Genomic DNA, 16,227 nt, shown 5'->3' on the forward strand with positions numbered 1-16,227 from the left:
CTCGTCATACCTCTATCAACATAGAGCATCCGCCAGATTGTACTGCTTTTGGCGATGTTGATTGCAGTTTTTTACGTCACGTCGGTGGCAAGGTCGTCTGCGTTTCTCGCCACCGACGGCGAACGATTATCAGCTCGGCTCGTTATTGCTTGGTAACAGCGTGCGTGGCGAAAGCCCAAACGCTTTGCGGAACGCGTGGCTGAAATGGGAAAAGTCAGAGAAACCGAAGTCGAGCGCCGCTTGTGAGACGCTGCGAACCCGTCCACAACGGATGGCCTCATGGCTCGCCTTCAGGCGCTCATGCCAGATCACGGCCATGGGCGTTTTCTGGTGGCGGGCGAATGCCCGCGTCACGGTACGTGTGGAAACATGGTGAGCGCGTGCAAGACGTTCAATATTGAGGTCGGATTCGGTCAGGTGGCGTTGAATGTAGTTCATCATGCGGGCATAGAGATCGCGTTCCGCCCCCACATTATTCAGATCCTGAAGCTCCAGACTGAGCACCAGCAGATCCAGCAGCGTTTGGGAAAAGCGTCCGGCTATATCAGGGTTCTGCTGCCATGAGGCCGCTTCCGTGCTTTGCCGTAACATTTCCCGCAGCGGCACAATGCCAGGTTGACGATCGTTGAGCGGTATCGCCGTCAGGTTTTCCACGCCGGGCAATCGGCTACTCAACAAATGGCGGGGGATGCGCACCAGATGTGTCGCCTGACCACCGATACTGAAGCGAAACGTCTGCGCTGCGTCGTAAAGCACCATACTGTCCGGTGTTAACAGCGCCCGACGCTCACCTTGTTCAAGTTGTCCACTGCCGTTTTGGATATAGCCCAGCCACAGATCGTCGTCTGGGCCGGTGCGTAAATGTCGAGGTGTGCGCTCCCAGTAGTGAAGCGGGGAGGACAATGAGCAGATGTCCACCAGACCCATGCTACGAACATCGAGGTTCCCCTCAAAATCGTTTCCCATCAATGGCTTGCTAGCCGCGGGAATACAGTGGCGCAGCACCACTTCTTTCCAATAGTCAAATCGCTGGGGGGCAGCGACATTGATGGTCGAATAATAGGTCTTGCTCATCGTCTTCACCCTCATTACCGAACCGTTTTCACAGGTAAACCCCACGCGCCGTATTGGCTTACTGCAAATATCGCACCAGAGCGGTAAGAGGCTCGCGAGCGGCACACCGCTGTTGCGTGTCCAGGCCACGCGGCGCGGGCAGCGACGTGGAAAAATAGGCATAGAGGGTGTCATGTTTACCGCCAGGCCGTTGCCGTAGGGAAGCGTGAAAAAGACACAACAGGGTGCATACACACTGAGCACGCTGCACCGAAATAACACATCTGCGCGACGTGACGCACGCGCTTGCCGATTGTCTTAATCAGCCAAACGGCTGACCGTTTGAACCAAGTGTTGAAGCCTGCGATGGCCTATCGTCAAAACACCCACCCGGCGGTGCAGTGTCAAAAGCGCGGTTGCCTGCCGGATTTTCACCTCATCGCTTCCCGCCGTCAGGCGGAAGCTAACAGGAAAAAGGATACACCATGGCTATTGAACGTCCCGATATTGAGCAGCTTCAGGCTATCGCCAGCCAATTGCATATGTCGATCTCCCCGACGGAGGCCGAGGAGTATCTGGCGCTGATGCAGCCGAATTTTGATGCATACGATCTGATTGATAGTCTTCCCGATGCGGTCCCTGAGGTGCGCTATCCCCGTGCGGCCGGGTATCGCCCGGAAGGGGCTGAAAATCCGCACAATGGCTGGTATTACAAAACCGAGGTGAAAGGCGCAGCCACAGGTAAATTGGCTGGCCGTACCGTCGTGCTGAAAGACAATATCGCGCTGGCGGGGGTGCCGATGATGAACGGCACCTCAACGCTGGAAGGCTTTATACCGACGTACGATGCAACCGTCGCCACGCGGCTGCTTGACGCAGGTGCCACTATTCTTGGCAAAGCGACCTGTGAGCACTTCTGCCTGTCCGGCGGTAGCCATACCTCCGATCCTGCTCCGGTACACAATCCCCATCGTCACGGCTATGCTTCTGGTGGCTCTTCTTCCGGCAGTGCAGTGCTGGTCGCGGCGGGGGATGTCGATATGGCTATCGGCTGCGATCAGGGCGGGTCGATCCGCATTCCATCCGCATTTTGCGGCACCTATGGCATGAAGCCCACTCACGGACTGGTGCCTTACAGCGGCATTATGCCGATTGAAGCGACGGTGGATCATGCCGGCCCTATCACCGCCAACGTCTACGATAACGCGCTGATGCTGGAGGTGATTGCGGGGGCTGACGGGCTGGATCCACGCCAGTATGCGCCGCCAGTGGATAACTACACCGCCTATCTCGATAGGGGCGTTAAAGGATTACGCATCGGTATTCTGACCGAAGGGTTCCAGTTACCCAATTTGGATCCACAGGTCGCCGACAGTGTGCGGAGCGCGATCGATACGTTAGCAGGGCTGGGCGCAATAGTGAGTGAGGTTTCCGTACCGGCGCATCATCTGGCGGGGGCGCTATGGACGCCAATCGGCTGTGAAGGACTGACCACGCAGATGATGCACGGTAACGGCATGGGGATGAATTGGAAAGGCCTCTACGATGTCGCACTGCTCGACAAACATGCTGGCTGGCGTGAGCATACGGATGCGCTCTCGGCGTCACTCAAGGTCTGTATGCTCGTCGGCCAGTACGGGTTGGATCGCTATAACGGTCGCTATTACGCCAAAGCACAAAACCTGGCGCGTCTGGCGCGTGCGGGTTACGACCAGGCGCTACAGGATGTCGATCTGCTGGTGATGCCAACCTTACCGATCACCGCGCAGCCACTGCCGCAACAAGGTTGTTCGGTGACGGAATATATCAGCCGCGCGTTTGAAATGATCGGTAATACCGCGCCGTTAGATATCACGGGTCATCCTGCGATGTCGGTTCCCTGCGGCAAGGTGGACGGCCTGCCCGTCGGCCTGATGTTCGTGGGGCGACACTACGCAGAAGGTACGATCTATCAGGCTGCCGCCGCGCTGGAAGCGGCTTATGACTGGCAGACGCGCTGAGACCACGCCGTGCCTGCTGTCGCACGTCAGCGGGCGCATTTTCACGCCATGATGTTTGAGCAAGGCGTTGACGATGAACACGACAGTTTCACCTCAGGATACCTCTACGCCCAGTGAGCACGCAGGAACGCCCGGCAATCACCGGTCGTGAGTCTTGCAAGGTAGGCGATCTGATCATGATATCGATTATTGCCCTCTAAAACGTGACATCTCGGGGGGTTGACCGTGTTGCCCGGCGATCTTTAAACAAAAGATGCTAATTATCCCTTGTCATAACTTATTCATATAAATATAAACGGAAAAATTGCATTGGCTCTCTGATATTTCTTTGTTCTTTGACTACGCTGAATTAAGGGAGCGTGGTTCAAGAACTCTTTCATAGTATTCATTATTTTTACACGTCCCCGTTATTCGTTAGCAAGCTAATAACTCGTTATTTTTATTGATTTTTTGTTAAAAACAAGTAACCAATGAATACAAATGCACGCAATGTGTTTTTTATGTGATTTATTTATTTAATTCAAATGGTTAATCAGAGGATGGATACCATGTCAGCGTTTTCTGATGCGATTAATTCACTTATTTCCGGGCATTATGCCGATCCATTTTCGCTGTTAGGTATGCATCACGTTTCTGAGGGGCTGGAAGTTCGAGCCTTGCTGCCGGATGCGCTGGCTGTCTGGGTGGTGGATGCGAGCAATGGGCGAAAGCTCGTCGAACTGGAACGCGTAGATGAACGCGGCTTTTTTTGCGCGCTGGTGCCGCGTCGGAAAAATGTTTTCCACTATCAATTGGCCGTGACCTGGCGTGAAGCAACCTGGGTGATTGAAGATCCCTACCGTTTTGGCCCACTGTTGCAGGAGATGGATATTTGGCTGCTGGCCGAAGGGACTCATTTGCGACCTTATGAGCGCTTAGGCGCACATCTGGAAACGCTGGATGGGGTAGAAGGCACACGCTTTGCCGTCTGGGCGCCGAACGCGCAGCGCGTGTCGGTGGTGGGGCAGTTCAACTTCTGGGATGGTAGACGGCACCCGATGCGGTTACGCAGGGAAAACGGCATTTGGGAACTGTTTCTGCCTGATGTGCAGGCCGGGCAACTCTATAAATATGAAATGATCGACAGCCACGGCAGCATTCGGCTGAAGGCCGATCCTTATGCTTTTGAAGCGCAGATGCGCCCGGATACGGCATCGCTGATTACAGCGCTGCCAGAGAAAGTCCCGACCAGCGATGCCCGACGTGAGGCGAATAGTCTGCGATCGCCAATTTCCATTTATGAAGTGCATCTCGGTTCCTGGCGGCGGCATACGGATAATAATTTCTGGCTGAGCTATCAGGAACTGGCAAACCAACTGATTGATTATGTGCAGTACATGGGCTTCACACACGTTGAACTGATGCCGATTAACGAGCATCCGTTCGATGGCAGTTGGGGCTATCAACCACTGGGGCTGTATGCGCCAACGCGGCGTTTTGGCACCGCGCCGGAATTCAGGGCGTTTGTGGATGCGCTTCATGACGCCGGTATCAACGTCCTGTTGGACTGGGTGCCGGGGCATTTCCCCGGTGACGAATACGGATTGGCACAGTTTGACGGCACCGCGCTGTATGAGTATGCCGACCCGCGTGAAGGCTATCATCAGGACTGGAATACGCTGATTTATAACTATGCCCGCCATGAGGTTCGTAACTATCTGGCGGGTAACGCACTGTTCTGGATGGAGCGTTATGGCATCGACGGGCTGCGGGTGGATGCGGTGGCATCCATGATTTATCGCGACTATAGCCGTAGCGAAGGACAATGGGTGCCGAACTATTACGGCGGTAAAGAGAACCTCGAAGCGATCGCGTTTCTGCGCTATACCAACCATATGTTAGGGCATGCGGCACCGGCGGCGATCACGCTGGCTGAAGAGTCCACCGATTATCCGGGCGTCACGCTGCCGCCCGATTGCAACGGCTTAGGATTTCACTACAAGTGGAACATGGGGTGGATGCACGACACGCTCGCCTATATGCAGCTCGATCCGGTTCACCGCAAACACCATCACGATCTGCTGACCTTTGGCATGTTGTACGCCTACAGTGAGAATTTTGTGCTGCCGCTGTCCCATGACGAAGTGGTACACGGCAAGCGTTCGCTACTGGGTCGTATGCCCGGCGATGTCTGGCAGAAATTCGCCAACTTACGTGCGTATTACGGCTTTATGTGGGCGTATCCCGGCAAGAAGCTGCTGTTTATGGGCGGAGAATTCGCACAAGGGCGTGAATGGAACCACGATGCCAGTCTGGACTGGCATCTGCTGGATGAACCGGAAGGGTGGCACCGTGGCGTGCAGACGCTGGTACGCGATCTCAACCACTGTTATCGCCAGCAGCCGCCGCTGTATCAGTTGGATTTTCAGGCACAGGGTTTTGAATGGCTGGTGGTAGACGATCGGGATAACTCGGTCTTTGCCTTTGTCCGGCGCGATGAGCAGGGCAATGAAGTGCTGGTGGTAAGCAATTTTACGCCAGTGCCGCGCTATGGATACCGCATCGGCATCAACCAGCCCGGCGGCTGGCGGGAAGCGATCAACACCGATTCGGTTCATTATAACGGCAGCAATCTGGGTAATGTCGGAACGATTTACAGCGAGGAATGGGGTAGCCATCAGCGTCAGCATTCTCTGGTTCTGACCATTCCGCCGCTTGCCACGTTGTATCTGGTGAAGGAGGCGTAAATGGCGGAGCTGCTGACGGGCAAACCAATGCCGCTGGGCGCCAGTTTTGACGGCAATGGTGTGAATTTCGCGCTGTTTTCGGCGAATGCCGAGCGGGTCGAACTGTGTGTGTTTGACGAACGTCAGCAGGAACAGCGCATCGCACTGACCGCACGCAGCGGCGATATCTGGCATGGCTATCTTCCCGATGCGCAGCCGGGGCTACGCTACGGTTTTCGGGTCGAGGGGCCGTTCGAACCGTCACAGGGGTTACGTTTCAATCCGCATAAGCTGCTGTTGGATCCGTACGCGCGCCAGCTCGATGGTTGGGTGGTGGATGACGCTTGCCTGCAAGGCGGGGTTGACCAGCGGGATGAACGCGATAGCGCTGATGTTATGGCGAAATGCGTGGTCACGGCGGAGGAGTATGACTGGCAGGGCGATCGGCACCCGCAAACGCCCTGGAACCAGACGGTTATTTATGAAGCGCATGTGCGCGGGCTGACGCAGTTACATCCCGATATTCCTGAAGGTATTCGTGGCAGCTACTTGGCGTTAGGCCATCCCGTGATGATTGATTATCTCACCTCGCTGGGTATCACGGCGCTGGAGCTGCTTCCCGTACAGCAGCATGCCGATGAGCCACGGCTGCAACAATTGGGGCTGCGTAATTACTGGGGCTATAACGTATTGCTGCCGTTTGCCGTGGATAACAGCCTGGCAGCAGGCGACGACGCGCTGACTGAATTCCGTGATGCGGTGAAAGCGCTGCATCACGCGGGTATCGAAGTCATTCTGGATGTGGTGTTCAACCACAGTGCTGAGCTTGATGTTGAAGGCCCCACGCTGTGCCAGCGCGGCATCGATAACCGTAGCTATTACTGGCTGAATGAAAACGGCGAATACCATAACTGGACCGGCTGCGGCAATGTACTGCGCCTGAATCATCCGGCGGTCATCGAGTGGGTAATGGAGTGCCTGCGCTTCTGGCGTGAAGTGTGCCACGTTGATGGTTTCCGCTTCGATCTGGCGACGGTGCTGGGGCGCACTCCAGACTTTACCGCCGCTGCGCCGCTGCTGTCTGCCATGCAACACGATAGTCGCTTACAGGGGTGCAAGCTGATTGCCGAGCCGTGGGACATGGGGCATGGCGGTTATCAGCTAGGCCAGTTCCCGACGCCGTTCGCCGAGTGGAGTGACCGCTACCGTGACGATATGCGCCGCTTTTGGCTACATGGCGACCTTTCTCTTGGGGCGTTCGCTCGCCGCTTTGCCGCGTCCAGCGACATCTTCCAGCAACGCGACCGCCTGCCTTATGCCTCCGTCAACAAACTGACCGCGCATGACGGTTTTACGCTGTGCGATCTGGTGAGTTTTAACCACAAACACAACGACGCCAACGGCGAGGATAACCGTGACGGCACTGACAGCAACTTCAGCAATAACCACGGCTCGGAAGGGTTGGCGGCGGATGAGGACATTCTCCAGCGTCGACTGGCCAGCCAGAAGGCGCTGCTGACGACGCTGATTCTGTCGCAGGGTACGCCGATGCTGCTGGCGGGGGATGAACTGGGACACAGTCAGCAGGGCAATAACAACGCCTATTGTCAGGATAACGAACTGACCTGGTTACACTGGGAAAACGCGAATGGCGCACTGCGTGAGTTTGTCGCCGGATTAATTCAATTGCGCCGCACGATCCCGGCTTTGCAACAGGAAACATGGTGGCAAGAAGGAGATGGCGCGGTGCAGTGGCTGAACAAAGAAGGACAACCGTTGACGCCGCAGCAGTGGGAGCAAGGGGAGCATCAGCTACAGATTTTGCTGTCTGGTCGTTGGCTCGTGCTATTTAACGCCAGTCTGCATGCTGGCGCATTCATTTTGCCAGAAGGCCACTGGCAGGTTTCACCGCCGTTTGATGAGACGACCCCGCCTGAGGGCGGTGTGTGGCACGGACAGGCGCAGGCGGTATGCGTCTTGATAAAGCAGACCACCTAAGCGCAAGCCATTAAAAGAATAATCAGGAGATAGCCATGGTGAACAACGATAAGTATGACCCTCTGATGTTGGCAAGACAGCTTCCTCTAAAATCCGTGGCGCTTATTTTGGCTGGAGGCCGCGGGACGCGACTGAAAGGGTTGACGGAGCTACGTGCCAAGCCTGCCGTCCACTTTGGCGGCAAATTTCGCATTATTGATTTCGCCCTTTCTAACTGCCTGAATTCCGGCATCCGTCGCATTGGCGTCATCACGCAATATCAGTCACATACGCTGGTACAGCATATCCAGCGCGGCTGGTCATTCTTGAATGCGGAAATGAATGAATTCGTGGATTTGTTACCCGCGCAGCAGCGTAATGCTACCGATCACTGGTATCGGGGCACGGCAGACGCCGTTTGTCAGAACCTCGACATTATCCGGCGCTACCGGGCGGAGTATGTGGTGATCCTCGCAGGCGATCACATCTACAAGATGGACTACTCGCGCATGCTCATCGATCACGTAGAAAAGGGGGCGGAATGTACGGTTGCCTGTTTGCCCGTCCCGCTGGAAGAAGCCAGCGCCTTTGGCGTCATGAGCGTGGACAAGCAGCACCGCATCCTCGATTTTGCCGAAAAACCGGATAACCCGACGCCGATGCCGGATAACCCCGACATGGCGCTCGCAAGCATGGGGATCTATGTTTTTAATGCGGATTATCTCTATCAATTGCTGGAAGCGGATCTTCACGCCGCAGGCTCTAACCATGATTTTGGGCAGGACCTGATCCCGAAAATTGTTTCGCAGCGCCAGGCCTGGGCACACCCCTTCAATTTGTCCTGCGTCACGTCGGGGGGTGATGACCACCACTATTGGCGGGATGTCGGCACGCTGGAAGCCTACTGGCGCGCCAATCTCGATCTGGCGTCGGTCACGCCAGAACTGGATGTCTACGATCATCACTGGCCGATTCGTTCTGCGATTGAATCGTTGCCGCCTGCCAAGTTTGTTCAGGACCGTTCCGGCAGTCATGGCATGACGATGAACTCATTGGTATCGGGAGGCTGCATCGTTTCCGGCTCGGTGGTGACGCACTCGGTGCTGTTCCCACGCGTGCGGGTCAATTCGTTTTGCAGTATCGATTCGACTGTGATCCTGCCGGATGTCAACGTGGGACGATCCTGCCGTTTACGCCGTTGCGTGATCGATCGCGCCTGCCATTTGCCAGAAGGCATGGTGATTGGCGAAAACGCGGAAGAGGATAGCCGCCGTTTTTATCGCTCGGAAGAAGGAATTGTGCTGGTTACGCGCTCGATGTTGGAAAAGTTGTAAACACCATCGGAACAAAACGGGAGTCATAATGCGGGTTTTACATGTTTGTTCAGAGCTATTTCCACTGTTGAAAACGGGGGGGCTGGCGGATGTCGCGGGAGCGTTACCCGGCGCACAGATTGCGGAGGGGATGGATGTGCGCATCATCTTGCCTGCCTTCCCCGATCTGAAAAAAGGCATCACCAACGTAGAAGTGGTGCGTGAGCTGGATACCTTCGCCGGGCATGTGACCTTGCTGTTTGGCTATTTTAATGGTGTCGGTATTTATCTGATTGATGTGCCTGAACTGTATGAACGGGCAGGTAGCCCTTATCACGACCCGGCGCTTTACGCTTATGCTGATAACTATCTACGGTTCGCCTTGCTGGGATGGATGGGTTGTGAAATGGCATGCGGTCTGGATCACTATTGGCGACCCGATATTGTTCATGCGCATGACTGGCACGCGGGGTTGACCTGCGCCTATCTGGCGGCGCGTAACCGTCCGGCGAAATCGGTGTTTACCGTACACAATCTGGCCTATCAGGGGCTGTTTTCTGCCCGGCATATGGCGGATATTCAATTGCCGAGCGATTTCTTTCAGATCTACGGGTTGGAATTTTACGGCCAGATTTCCTACCTCAAAGCGGGGCTGTTTTACGCGGATCATATTACGACCGTAAGCCCGACCTACGCGCATGAGATTACGCTGCCAGCCTATGGCTACGGTATGGAGGGCTTACTGACGGCGCGTGAAGAGGAAGGGCGGCTCTCCGGCATTCTCAATGGGGTGGATGACTCGATTTGGAATCCGGCGCATGACCCTTTACTTACGAGCCACTACAGCCGCGATGCGTTGGCGAACAAAGCCGAAAACAAACGCCGCCTGCAAACGGCAATGGGCCTGAAGGTGGATGAAAAAGCACCGGTTTTTGCCATTGTTAGCCGTTTGACCAGTCAGAAAGGGCTAGACATCGTGTTAAGCGCAATACCGGATTTATTGGAACAAGGGGGGCAATTGGTGGTGTTGGGCGCAGGAGATGCCGATTTGCAGGAGGGCTTTCTGGCGGCGGCGGCGGAATATCACGGTCAGGTTGGCGTGCAGATTGGTTATCACGAAGCCTTCTCGCACCGGATTATTGGTGGAGCCGACGTGATTATGGTGCCTAGCCGGTTTGAACCTTGCGGATTAACCCAGCTTTACGGCCTGAAATATGGCACGTTGCCGCTGGTGCGCCGTACCGGCGGGTTGGCGGATACGGTATCGGACTGTTCGCTGGAGAATCTGGCCGATGGGTTAGCAAGCGGGTTTGTCTTTAACGATTGCAGTGTGGGATCGCTATCCCGTGCGATTCGTCGTGTGTTTGTGTTGTGGTCCCGACCTACGCTCTGGCGCTATGTGCAGCGTCAGGCAATGGCGATGGATTTTGGGTGGCAGGTCTCTGCTCAGGCTTATGGTGCGCTTTATCAACGCTTGTATACCCACTAGTTTTCCCGCTGTGCGTCATCTACGTGCAATCTGAAAACGACAGGGTAGGGTAACACTCACTTGGGAATGAATATTATGAACTCTCCGTTTATCTATACTTCACCAACGATCAGTGTGGAAGCGCTGAAACACTCTATTGCTTACAAACTCATGTTTACCGTAGGGAAAGATCCCTCTATTGCCAATAAACATGACTGGCTGAATGCCACTCTACTGGCGGTGCGTGACCGGATGGTGGAACGTTGGCTGCGTTCGAACCGGGCACAGCTTTCGCAAGATGTGCGACAGGTGTATTACCTGTCGATGGAGTTTTTGCTGGGACGCACGCTGTCGAATGCACTGCTGGCGATGGGATTGTATGACGATCTGAAAGCAGCACTGGATGGCATGGGGCTGGAACTGGACTCTCTGCTAGAGGAAGAGAATGATCCGGGTTTAGGCAATGGCGGTTTGGGGCGTCTGGCTGCCTGCTTCCTGGATTCGCTGGCGACGATGGCTCTGCCGGGGCGCGGCTATGGTATTCGCTATGAATACGGCATGTTCAAACAGAATATTATTAACGGTAAGCAAGCGGAATCGCCGGACTATTGGCTGGAATATGGGAATGCGTGGGAATTCCCGCGCCACAGCACGCGCTATAAGGTGCGCTTCGGTGGCCGCATCCAGCAGGAAGGCAGCAAAATGCGCTGGCTGGAAACGGAAGAAGTTATCGCGTGCGCCTACGATCAAATCATTCCTGGTTTCGATACCGATGCCACCAACACGCTGCGTCTGTGGGGCGCACAGGCCAGTAACGAAATCAATCTGGGTAAATTCAATCAGGGCGACTATTTTGCGGCGGTTGAAGATAAAAACCATTCGGAAAACGTGTCGCGTGTGCTGTATCCCGATGATTCCACGTATTCCGGCCGCGAACTGCGTCTGCGTCAGGAATACTTTCTGGTGTCTGCCACGGTGCAAGATATTCTCAACCGCCACTGGACGATGCATAAAACCTACGCCAATCTGGCGGATAAGTTCGCTATCCACCTCAATGACACGCACCCGGTGCTGGCGATCCCTGAGTTGATGCGTTTGCTGATCGATGAACATAAATTCAAGTGGATAGAAGCGTGGACGGTGGTGAGGAAAGTCTTCTCCTATACCAATCACACGCTGATGCAGGAAGCGCTGGAAACCTGGCCTGTCGATATGCTGGGTAAAATCCTGCCGCGCCACCTGCAATTGATTTTCGAAATTAACGAACATTTCCTGGAGTATGTGCAGAAAGAAGTCCCCGATGACAACGATCTGCTGGCGCGGGTTTCCATCATCGATGAAAACAACGGGCGTAAAGTACGGATGGCGTGGCTGGCCGTGGTCGCCAGCCATAAGGTCAACGGCGTATCGGAACTGCATTCTGATCTGATGGTTCAGTCTCTGTTTGCCGACTTCGCCCGGCTCTTTCCCAACCGTTTCTGTAATAAAACCAATGGCGTCACGCCACGACGCTGGCTGGCGCTGGCCAACCCATCACTCTCCAAACTGTTGGATGACACCATCGGGCAGACCTGGCGCACCGATCTGAGCCAACTGAGCGAACTGAAGCAGCACATCGATTATCCGGCCTTTGTGCAGAAAATCCGTAAGGTGAAGCTAAAGAACAAAGTACGTTTAGCGAACTATATGGCGGAAAATCTGAATATCGTGGTTAACCCGGAGTCGCTGTTTGACGTGCAGATTAAGCGTATTCATGAGTACAAACGGCAATTGCTGAATGTGTTGCACGTCATCACGCTGTATAACCGTCTCAAAGATGACCCGGATATTGAACGTGTGCCGCGCGTCGCCATCTTTGCGGGCAAGGCGGCATCGGCCTATTACATGGCGAAGCACATCATTAACCTGATCAACGACGTTGCGAAGGTGATCAATAACGATCCGGCACTGCACGATCGGCTAAAAGTGGTCTTTATCCCGAACTACAGCGTGAGCCTGGCACAGTTGATCATTCCGGCTGCCGATCTCTCTGAACAGATCTCGTTGGCGGGAACTGAAGCCTCCGGCACCAGTAATATGAAATTTGCACTGAATGGCGCGCTGACGATCGGCACGCTGGATGGGGCGAATGTCGAAATGCTGGAACATATTGGCGAAGAGAATATGTTTATTTTCGGTAATACGGCTGAGCAGGTCGAGACGCTGCGCCAAAGCGGCTATAACCCACGACAATACTACGATCAGGACGAAGAACTGCGTCGTGTGCTGACGCAAATTACCACCGGCGTTTTCAGCCCTGACGATAGCAGACGTTACAGCGATCTGTTTGATTCACTAGTCAATTTTGGCGATTACTACCAGCTACTGGCAGACTATCGCAGCTATGTGGATACGCAGGATCGGGTTGATGAACTGTATAGTAATAAGGATGAATGGGCGCGCTGCGCTGTCCAGAACATTGCCAACATGGGCTATTTCTCGTCTGACCGCACCATCGGTGAATATGCAAAGGATATCTGGAATATTAAGCCGATACGGTTGTGATGAGGACAGGGTTTTTCTAACACTTGCCGCGTGACGATGCTCATGACTGAGCATCGTCCTAACGGGCTTTCTTATTCTGCTTTAATAAAAAGATTCTCGTTCCTGCTTCACGTTGCCTGTGCGTTGGCTACGTTACCCGGCTTACTTCCCACCTGCCTGACACTCGCATGATTTAGGATACAGGCTGCGTGATATTTGCCCGCCCATTGACCAACGACAAGGTAGCGCTGGCATTACCCTCTTTATAATCAGCCCCGTTTATCTTCCTTCTTACTGGTGTGGACGTATGGCTTATCAACTTAACCTTAACTGGCCTGAATTCTTAGAAAAATACTGGCAAAAACAACCTGTAGTATTAAAGAACGCTTTTCCCAATTTCGTTGATCCGATTACGCCGGATGAACTGGCTGGCTTAGCGATGGAGGCGGAAGTCGATAGCCGTCTGGTCAGCCACAAAAATGGTCAATGGCAGGCCAGTAATGGGCCTTTTGAGCATTTTGATAACCTGGGTGAAACCGGCTGGTCGCTGTTGGCTCAGGCGGTAAATCATTGGCATGCGCCGTCTGCTGAACTCGTGCAGCCGTTCCGCGTGCTGCCGGACTGGCGTTTAGATGACCTGATGATCTCATTTTCCGTGCCGGGTGGTGGCGTTGGCCCGCATATCGATCAGTACGATGTCTTTATCATTCAGGGGATGGGCAGCCGCCGTTGGCGCGTGGGTGACAAACTGCCGATGCGTCAGTTCTGCCCGCATCCAGCGCTACTGCATGTCGATCCTTTCCCGCCGATCATTGATGAAGATCTTGAACCGGGAGACATTCTCTATATTCCGCCAGGTTTCCCACACGATGGCTTCACTCATGAAACTGCGCTCAACTACTCCGTCGGATTCCGTGGGCCGAACGGTAGAGACTTAATCAGCAGTTTCGCTGACTACGTGCTGGAAAACGATCTTGGGGGTGAGCACTATAGCGACCCCGATTTAACCTGTCGGGAGCATCCGGGGCGGGTTGAAGCGTATGAGTTTGACCGTCTGCGCGAGATGATGATCGGCGTAATTAACCAGCCGGAAGCGCTTAAAGAGTGGTTTGGTCGCTTTGTGACGACGCCACGACATGAGTTGGATCTCGCTCCGGCAGAACCGCCTTATGAGCAGAATGAGATCGTGGATGCGCTCATGGACGGTGACATGTTGACGCGTTTGAGCGGTCTGCGCGTGCTGGAAGTGGGCGGGAGTTACTTCATTAACAGCGAACGGCTGGACACAGTTGACCCGAAAGCGGCTGATGTGCTGTGTCGCTACACGGTGTTCGGTAAAAGTGAATTGGGTAACGCATTAGAGAACCCGGCTTTTGTGGCAGAACTAACTGCCTTGGTTAATCAAGGATATTGGTTCTTCGACGAATAAATTCTCTTCTTTCTAGCGGCTTTCGAGCATGTGTATGCATGATATTTTTCGGGAGCCGCGCAGGATGAGTTGCCTGTTTTGCTGCCTGTATTCGCCCTCTCAGCATGACCTAAAAATAGGTAGCGGATGCATCCATTTTGACCAAATTCTCAATTATTCAGATGGCATCTACCCTAAATAATTCGCATTGCGTGACAAAACGTCAGCGTTTTGAACCACGTTCTGTGCTGGTTCCAGTAAAAAAATGAGCGAGCTTTCAACGCTCGCTCAGGGAGAACCGTGTATCACAGTGGGTAATCACGGCTACGGGAAATATCGGGCTGCTTTTATTTGCAGTTAGCCGCCGTCAATACCGCCAGGTTTTTACCTACGCCTGCGTAGCTTGCCAGTTTATCCTTCACGCACTGTGCGGAAACCGGAGAATAGCTATATGAGACAGCAGGGAATTTGCCCGTGCTTTTCCAGTCATCCGCATTGATGTGTGGTGCGGATGGTTTACCCCAGGTGATGTTGTATTTAGCAAAATCAGATGGGCTGGTGATGTTGTTGTTACGTAACTCCCACGTACCGAAGTTGGAAGTATCGTTACGTGCAGTCACTGGGTTTTTTGCATTTTCGAACCAGTTGCTTTCGATCAGTGCAATCCCTTTCTGACGGACGTTAATGCCTGACTCGGTGATACCGCTATACAGGTTATTGTACGCGTGCACCTGACCACCACGTTGCAGTGGCAGACGTGCGTTAACATCGTTGTAAATATTGTGATGATAAGTCAGGTTACGGCCCGTATCGGTGTTGCTTGAACCGCTCAGACCCACTTTTTTCACGCCATGGATATAGTTATACGACACCGTGACGTTGGTTGACGCTTTTTTGATATCAATAGCAGATTCAAAGGTGGTGTCACCATCTGGCGTACCATCGCACTCGTGGTTCGCAGCAAAAATCTCGTTGTGGTCAACCCAGACGTTCGGTGTGTTATCAATACGGATAGCATCACCATCTTTTGCGCCACCCGGCATATAGCCGAAGCGCATGTTACGCACGACAACGTTAGAAGAATTTACCATCCAGATACCGAAGTTAGCAGAGGAACCGTTGGTTCCGAGGATGGTGATCCCCTTAGTAAACTCTTTGATTTCCACACCGCGTGGATCTTTGCTCCACTGTCCACAGATGTTTGCTTCAGCGGCTTTGATTAGCGCATCTTCATTACCGTTATAGGTAATCACGAGTGGATAGGCTCCACCTTTGACCGCTTTACCGCTTGAGTCTTTTTTCGCCGCTTCAATGATATCGACGATCTCTTGCAGAGAACGCGCCGTTTTCTTCACCGCACCAGAAACGTCGCCGCCGTCAGTGGTGGCGTAACCTCCCGTATTTGCCGCCATTGTCGGGTGGGCAGCAAGCAGCAACAGCCCAGCGGCTGCAGAAGGCAGTAGGTATTTCATTGTGTACTCTCCTTGACATAAATTTTTGTGGGTATTTATCACTACACACCCTGTGTAATAAGAAAGGCTGTTTTAACAAAAATGAAATTAAAGTTTGTCTATAAAGCCGAGATGATTTTTAACAGAAAAAATAAACAATACAAGATGGGGGAAAAAATATATTAATTAAGCAACAGATCGAAACGTGGGCAATGTGTCCCTGTCTATTTAAAATAGAAACAAATTTCTACTTAAATGTTTATAATTCAATATTTTGTGTTTTTTAAACTCTTATTTTTCTAATTAAATATTTTCCTGTCATCCATTTC

At 53.4% G+C, this 16,227-nt stretch carries 9 protein-coding genes; 7 read left to right on the forward strand and 2 right to left on the reverse strand.

Going from position 1 to position 16,227, the window contains the following annotated elements:
* Nucleotides 1-129: 129 nt before the first annotated feature.
* Nucleotides 130-1,074 carry a helix-turn-helix domain-containing protein gene (locus OI69_RS15990; protein ID WP_039352580.1) on the reverse strand — a complete coding sequence of 315 codons (945 nt, stop codon included), beginning with the start codon at nucleotides 1,072-1,074 and terminating at the stop codon, nucleotides 130-132.
* A gap of 464 nt (nucleotides 1,075-1,538) precedes the next feature.
* Between OI69_RS15990 and OI69_RS15995 the strand changes: the two genes are divergently transcribed.
* The 7 genes from OI69_RS15995 (at nucleotide 1,539) to OI69_RS16025 (ending at nucleotide 14,468) form a co-directional block, all read left to right on the forward strand.
* Complete coding sequence (locus OI69_RS15995) at nucleotides 1,539-3,053, forward strand: amidase (RefSeq protein ID WP_039352584.1); 1,515 nt, start codon at nucleotides 1,539-1,541, stop codon at nucleotides 3,051-3,053.
* A gap of 548 nt (nucleotides 3,054-3,601) precedes the next feature.
* The gene (gene glgB / locus OI69_RS16000) at nucleotides 3,602-5,779 is read left to right on the forward strand and encodes a 1,4-alpha-glucan branching enzyme (RefSeq protein WP_039352587.1); all 2,178 of its coding nucleotides are present in this window, start codon (nucleotides 3,602-3,604) and stop codon (nucleotides 5,777-5,779) included.
* Nucleotides 5,780-7,756, forward strand: a complete 1,977-nt coding sequence (gene glgX / locus OI69_RS16005) for a glycogen debranching protein GlgX (protein WP_039352590.1) — start codon at nucleotides 5,780-5,782, stop codon at nucleotides 7,754-7,756.
* A gap of 35 nt (nucleotides 7,757-7,791) precedes the next feature.
* Entirely contained in the window at nucleotides 7,792-9,069 is a 1,278-nt protein-coding gene (glgC, locus tag OI69_RS16010; protein ID WP_039352591.1) for a glucose-1-phosphate adenylyltransferase, read from the forward strand.
* Nucleotides 9,070-9,097: 28 nt separating this feature from the next.
* On the forward strand, nucleotides 9,098-10,537 hold the full coding sequence (glgA, locus tag OI69_RS16015; RefSeq protein WP_039352592.1) for a glycogen synthase GlgA: 1,440 nt from the start codon (nucleotides 9,098-9,100) through the stop codon (nucleotides 10,535-10,537).
* Nucleotides 10,538-10,612: 75 nt separating this feature from the next.
* Entirely contained in the window at nucleotides 10,613-13,060 is a 2,448-nt protein-coding gene (glgP, locus tag OI69_RS16020; protein WP_039352669.1) for a glycogen phosphorylase, read from the forward strand.
* A 286-nt stretch (nucleotides 13,061-13,346) separates the two neighbouring features.
* On the forward strand, nucleotides 13,347-14,468 hold the full coding sequence (locus OI69_RS16025) for a ribosomal protein uL16 3-hydroxylase (protein ID WP_039352594.1): 1,122 nt from the start codon (nucleotides 13,347-13,349) through the stop codon (nucleotides 14,466-14,468).
* A 326-nt stretch (nucleotides 14,469-14,794) separates the two neighbouring features.
* Here the strand turns inward: OI69_RS16025 and OI69_RS16030 are convergent, their stop codons facing one another.
* Nucleotides 14,795-15,919 (reverse strand): polysaccharide lyase, encoded by a 1,125-nt coding sequence (locus OI69_RS16030; protein ID WP_039352596.1) that lies wholly within the window; start codon nucleotides 15,917-15,919, stop codon nucleotides 14,795-14,797.
* Nucleotides 15,920-16,227 lie beyond the last annotated feature (308 nt).

Origin of the sequence: Pectobacterium fontis (assembly GCF_000803215.1) — a bacterium.
Classification (GTDB): Bacteria; Pseudomonadota; Gammaproteobacteria; order Enterobacterales; family Enterobacteriaceae; genus Pectobacterium; species Pectobacterium fontis.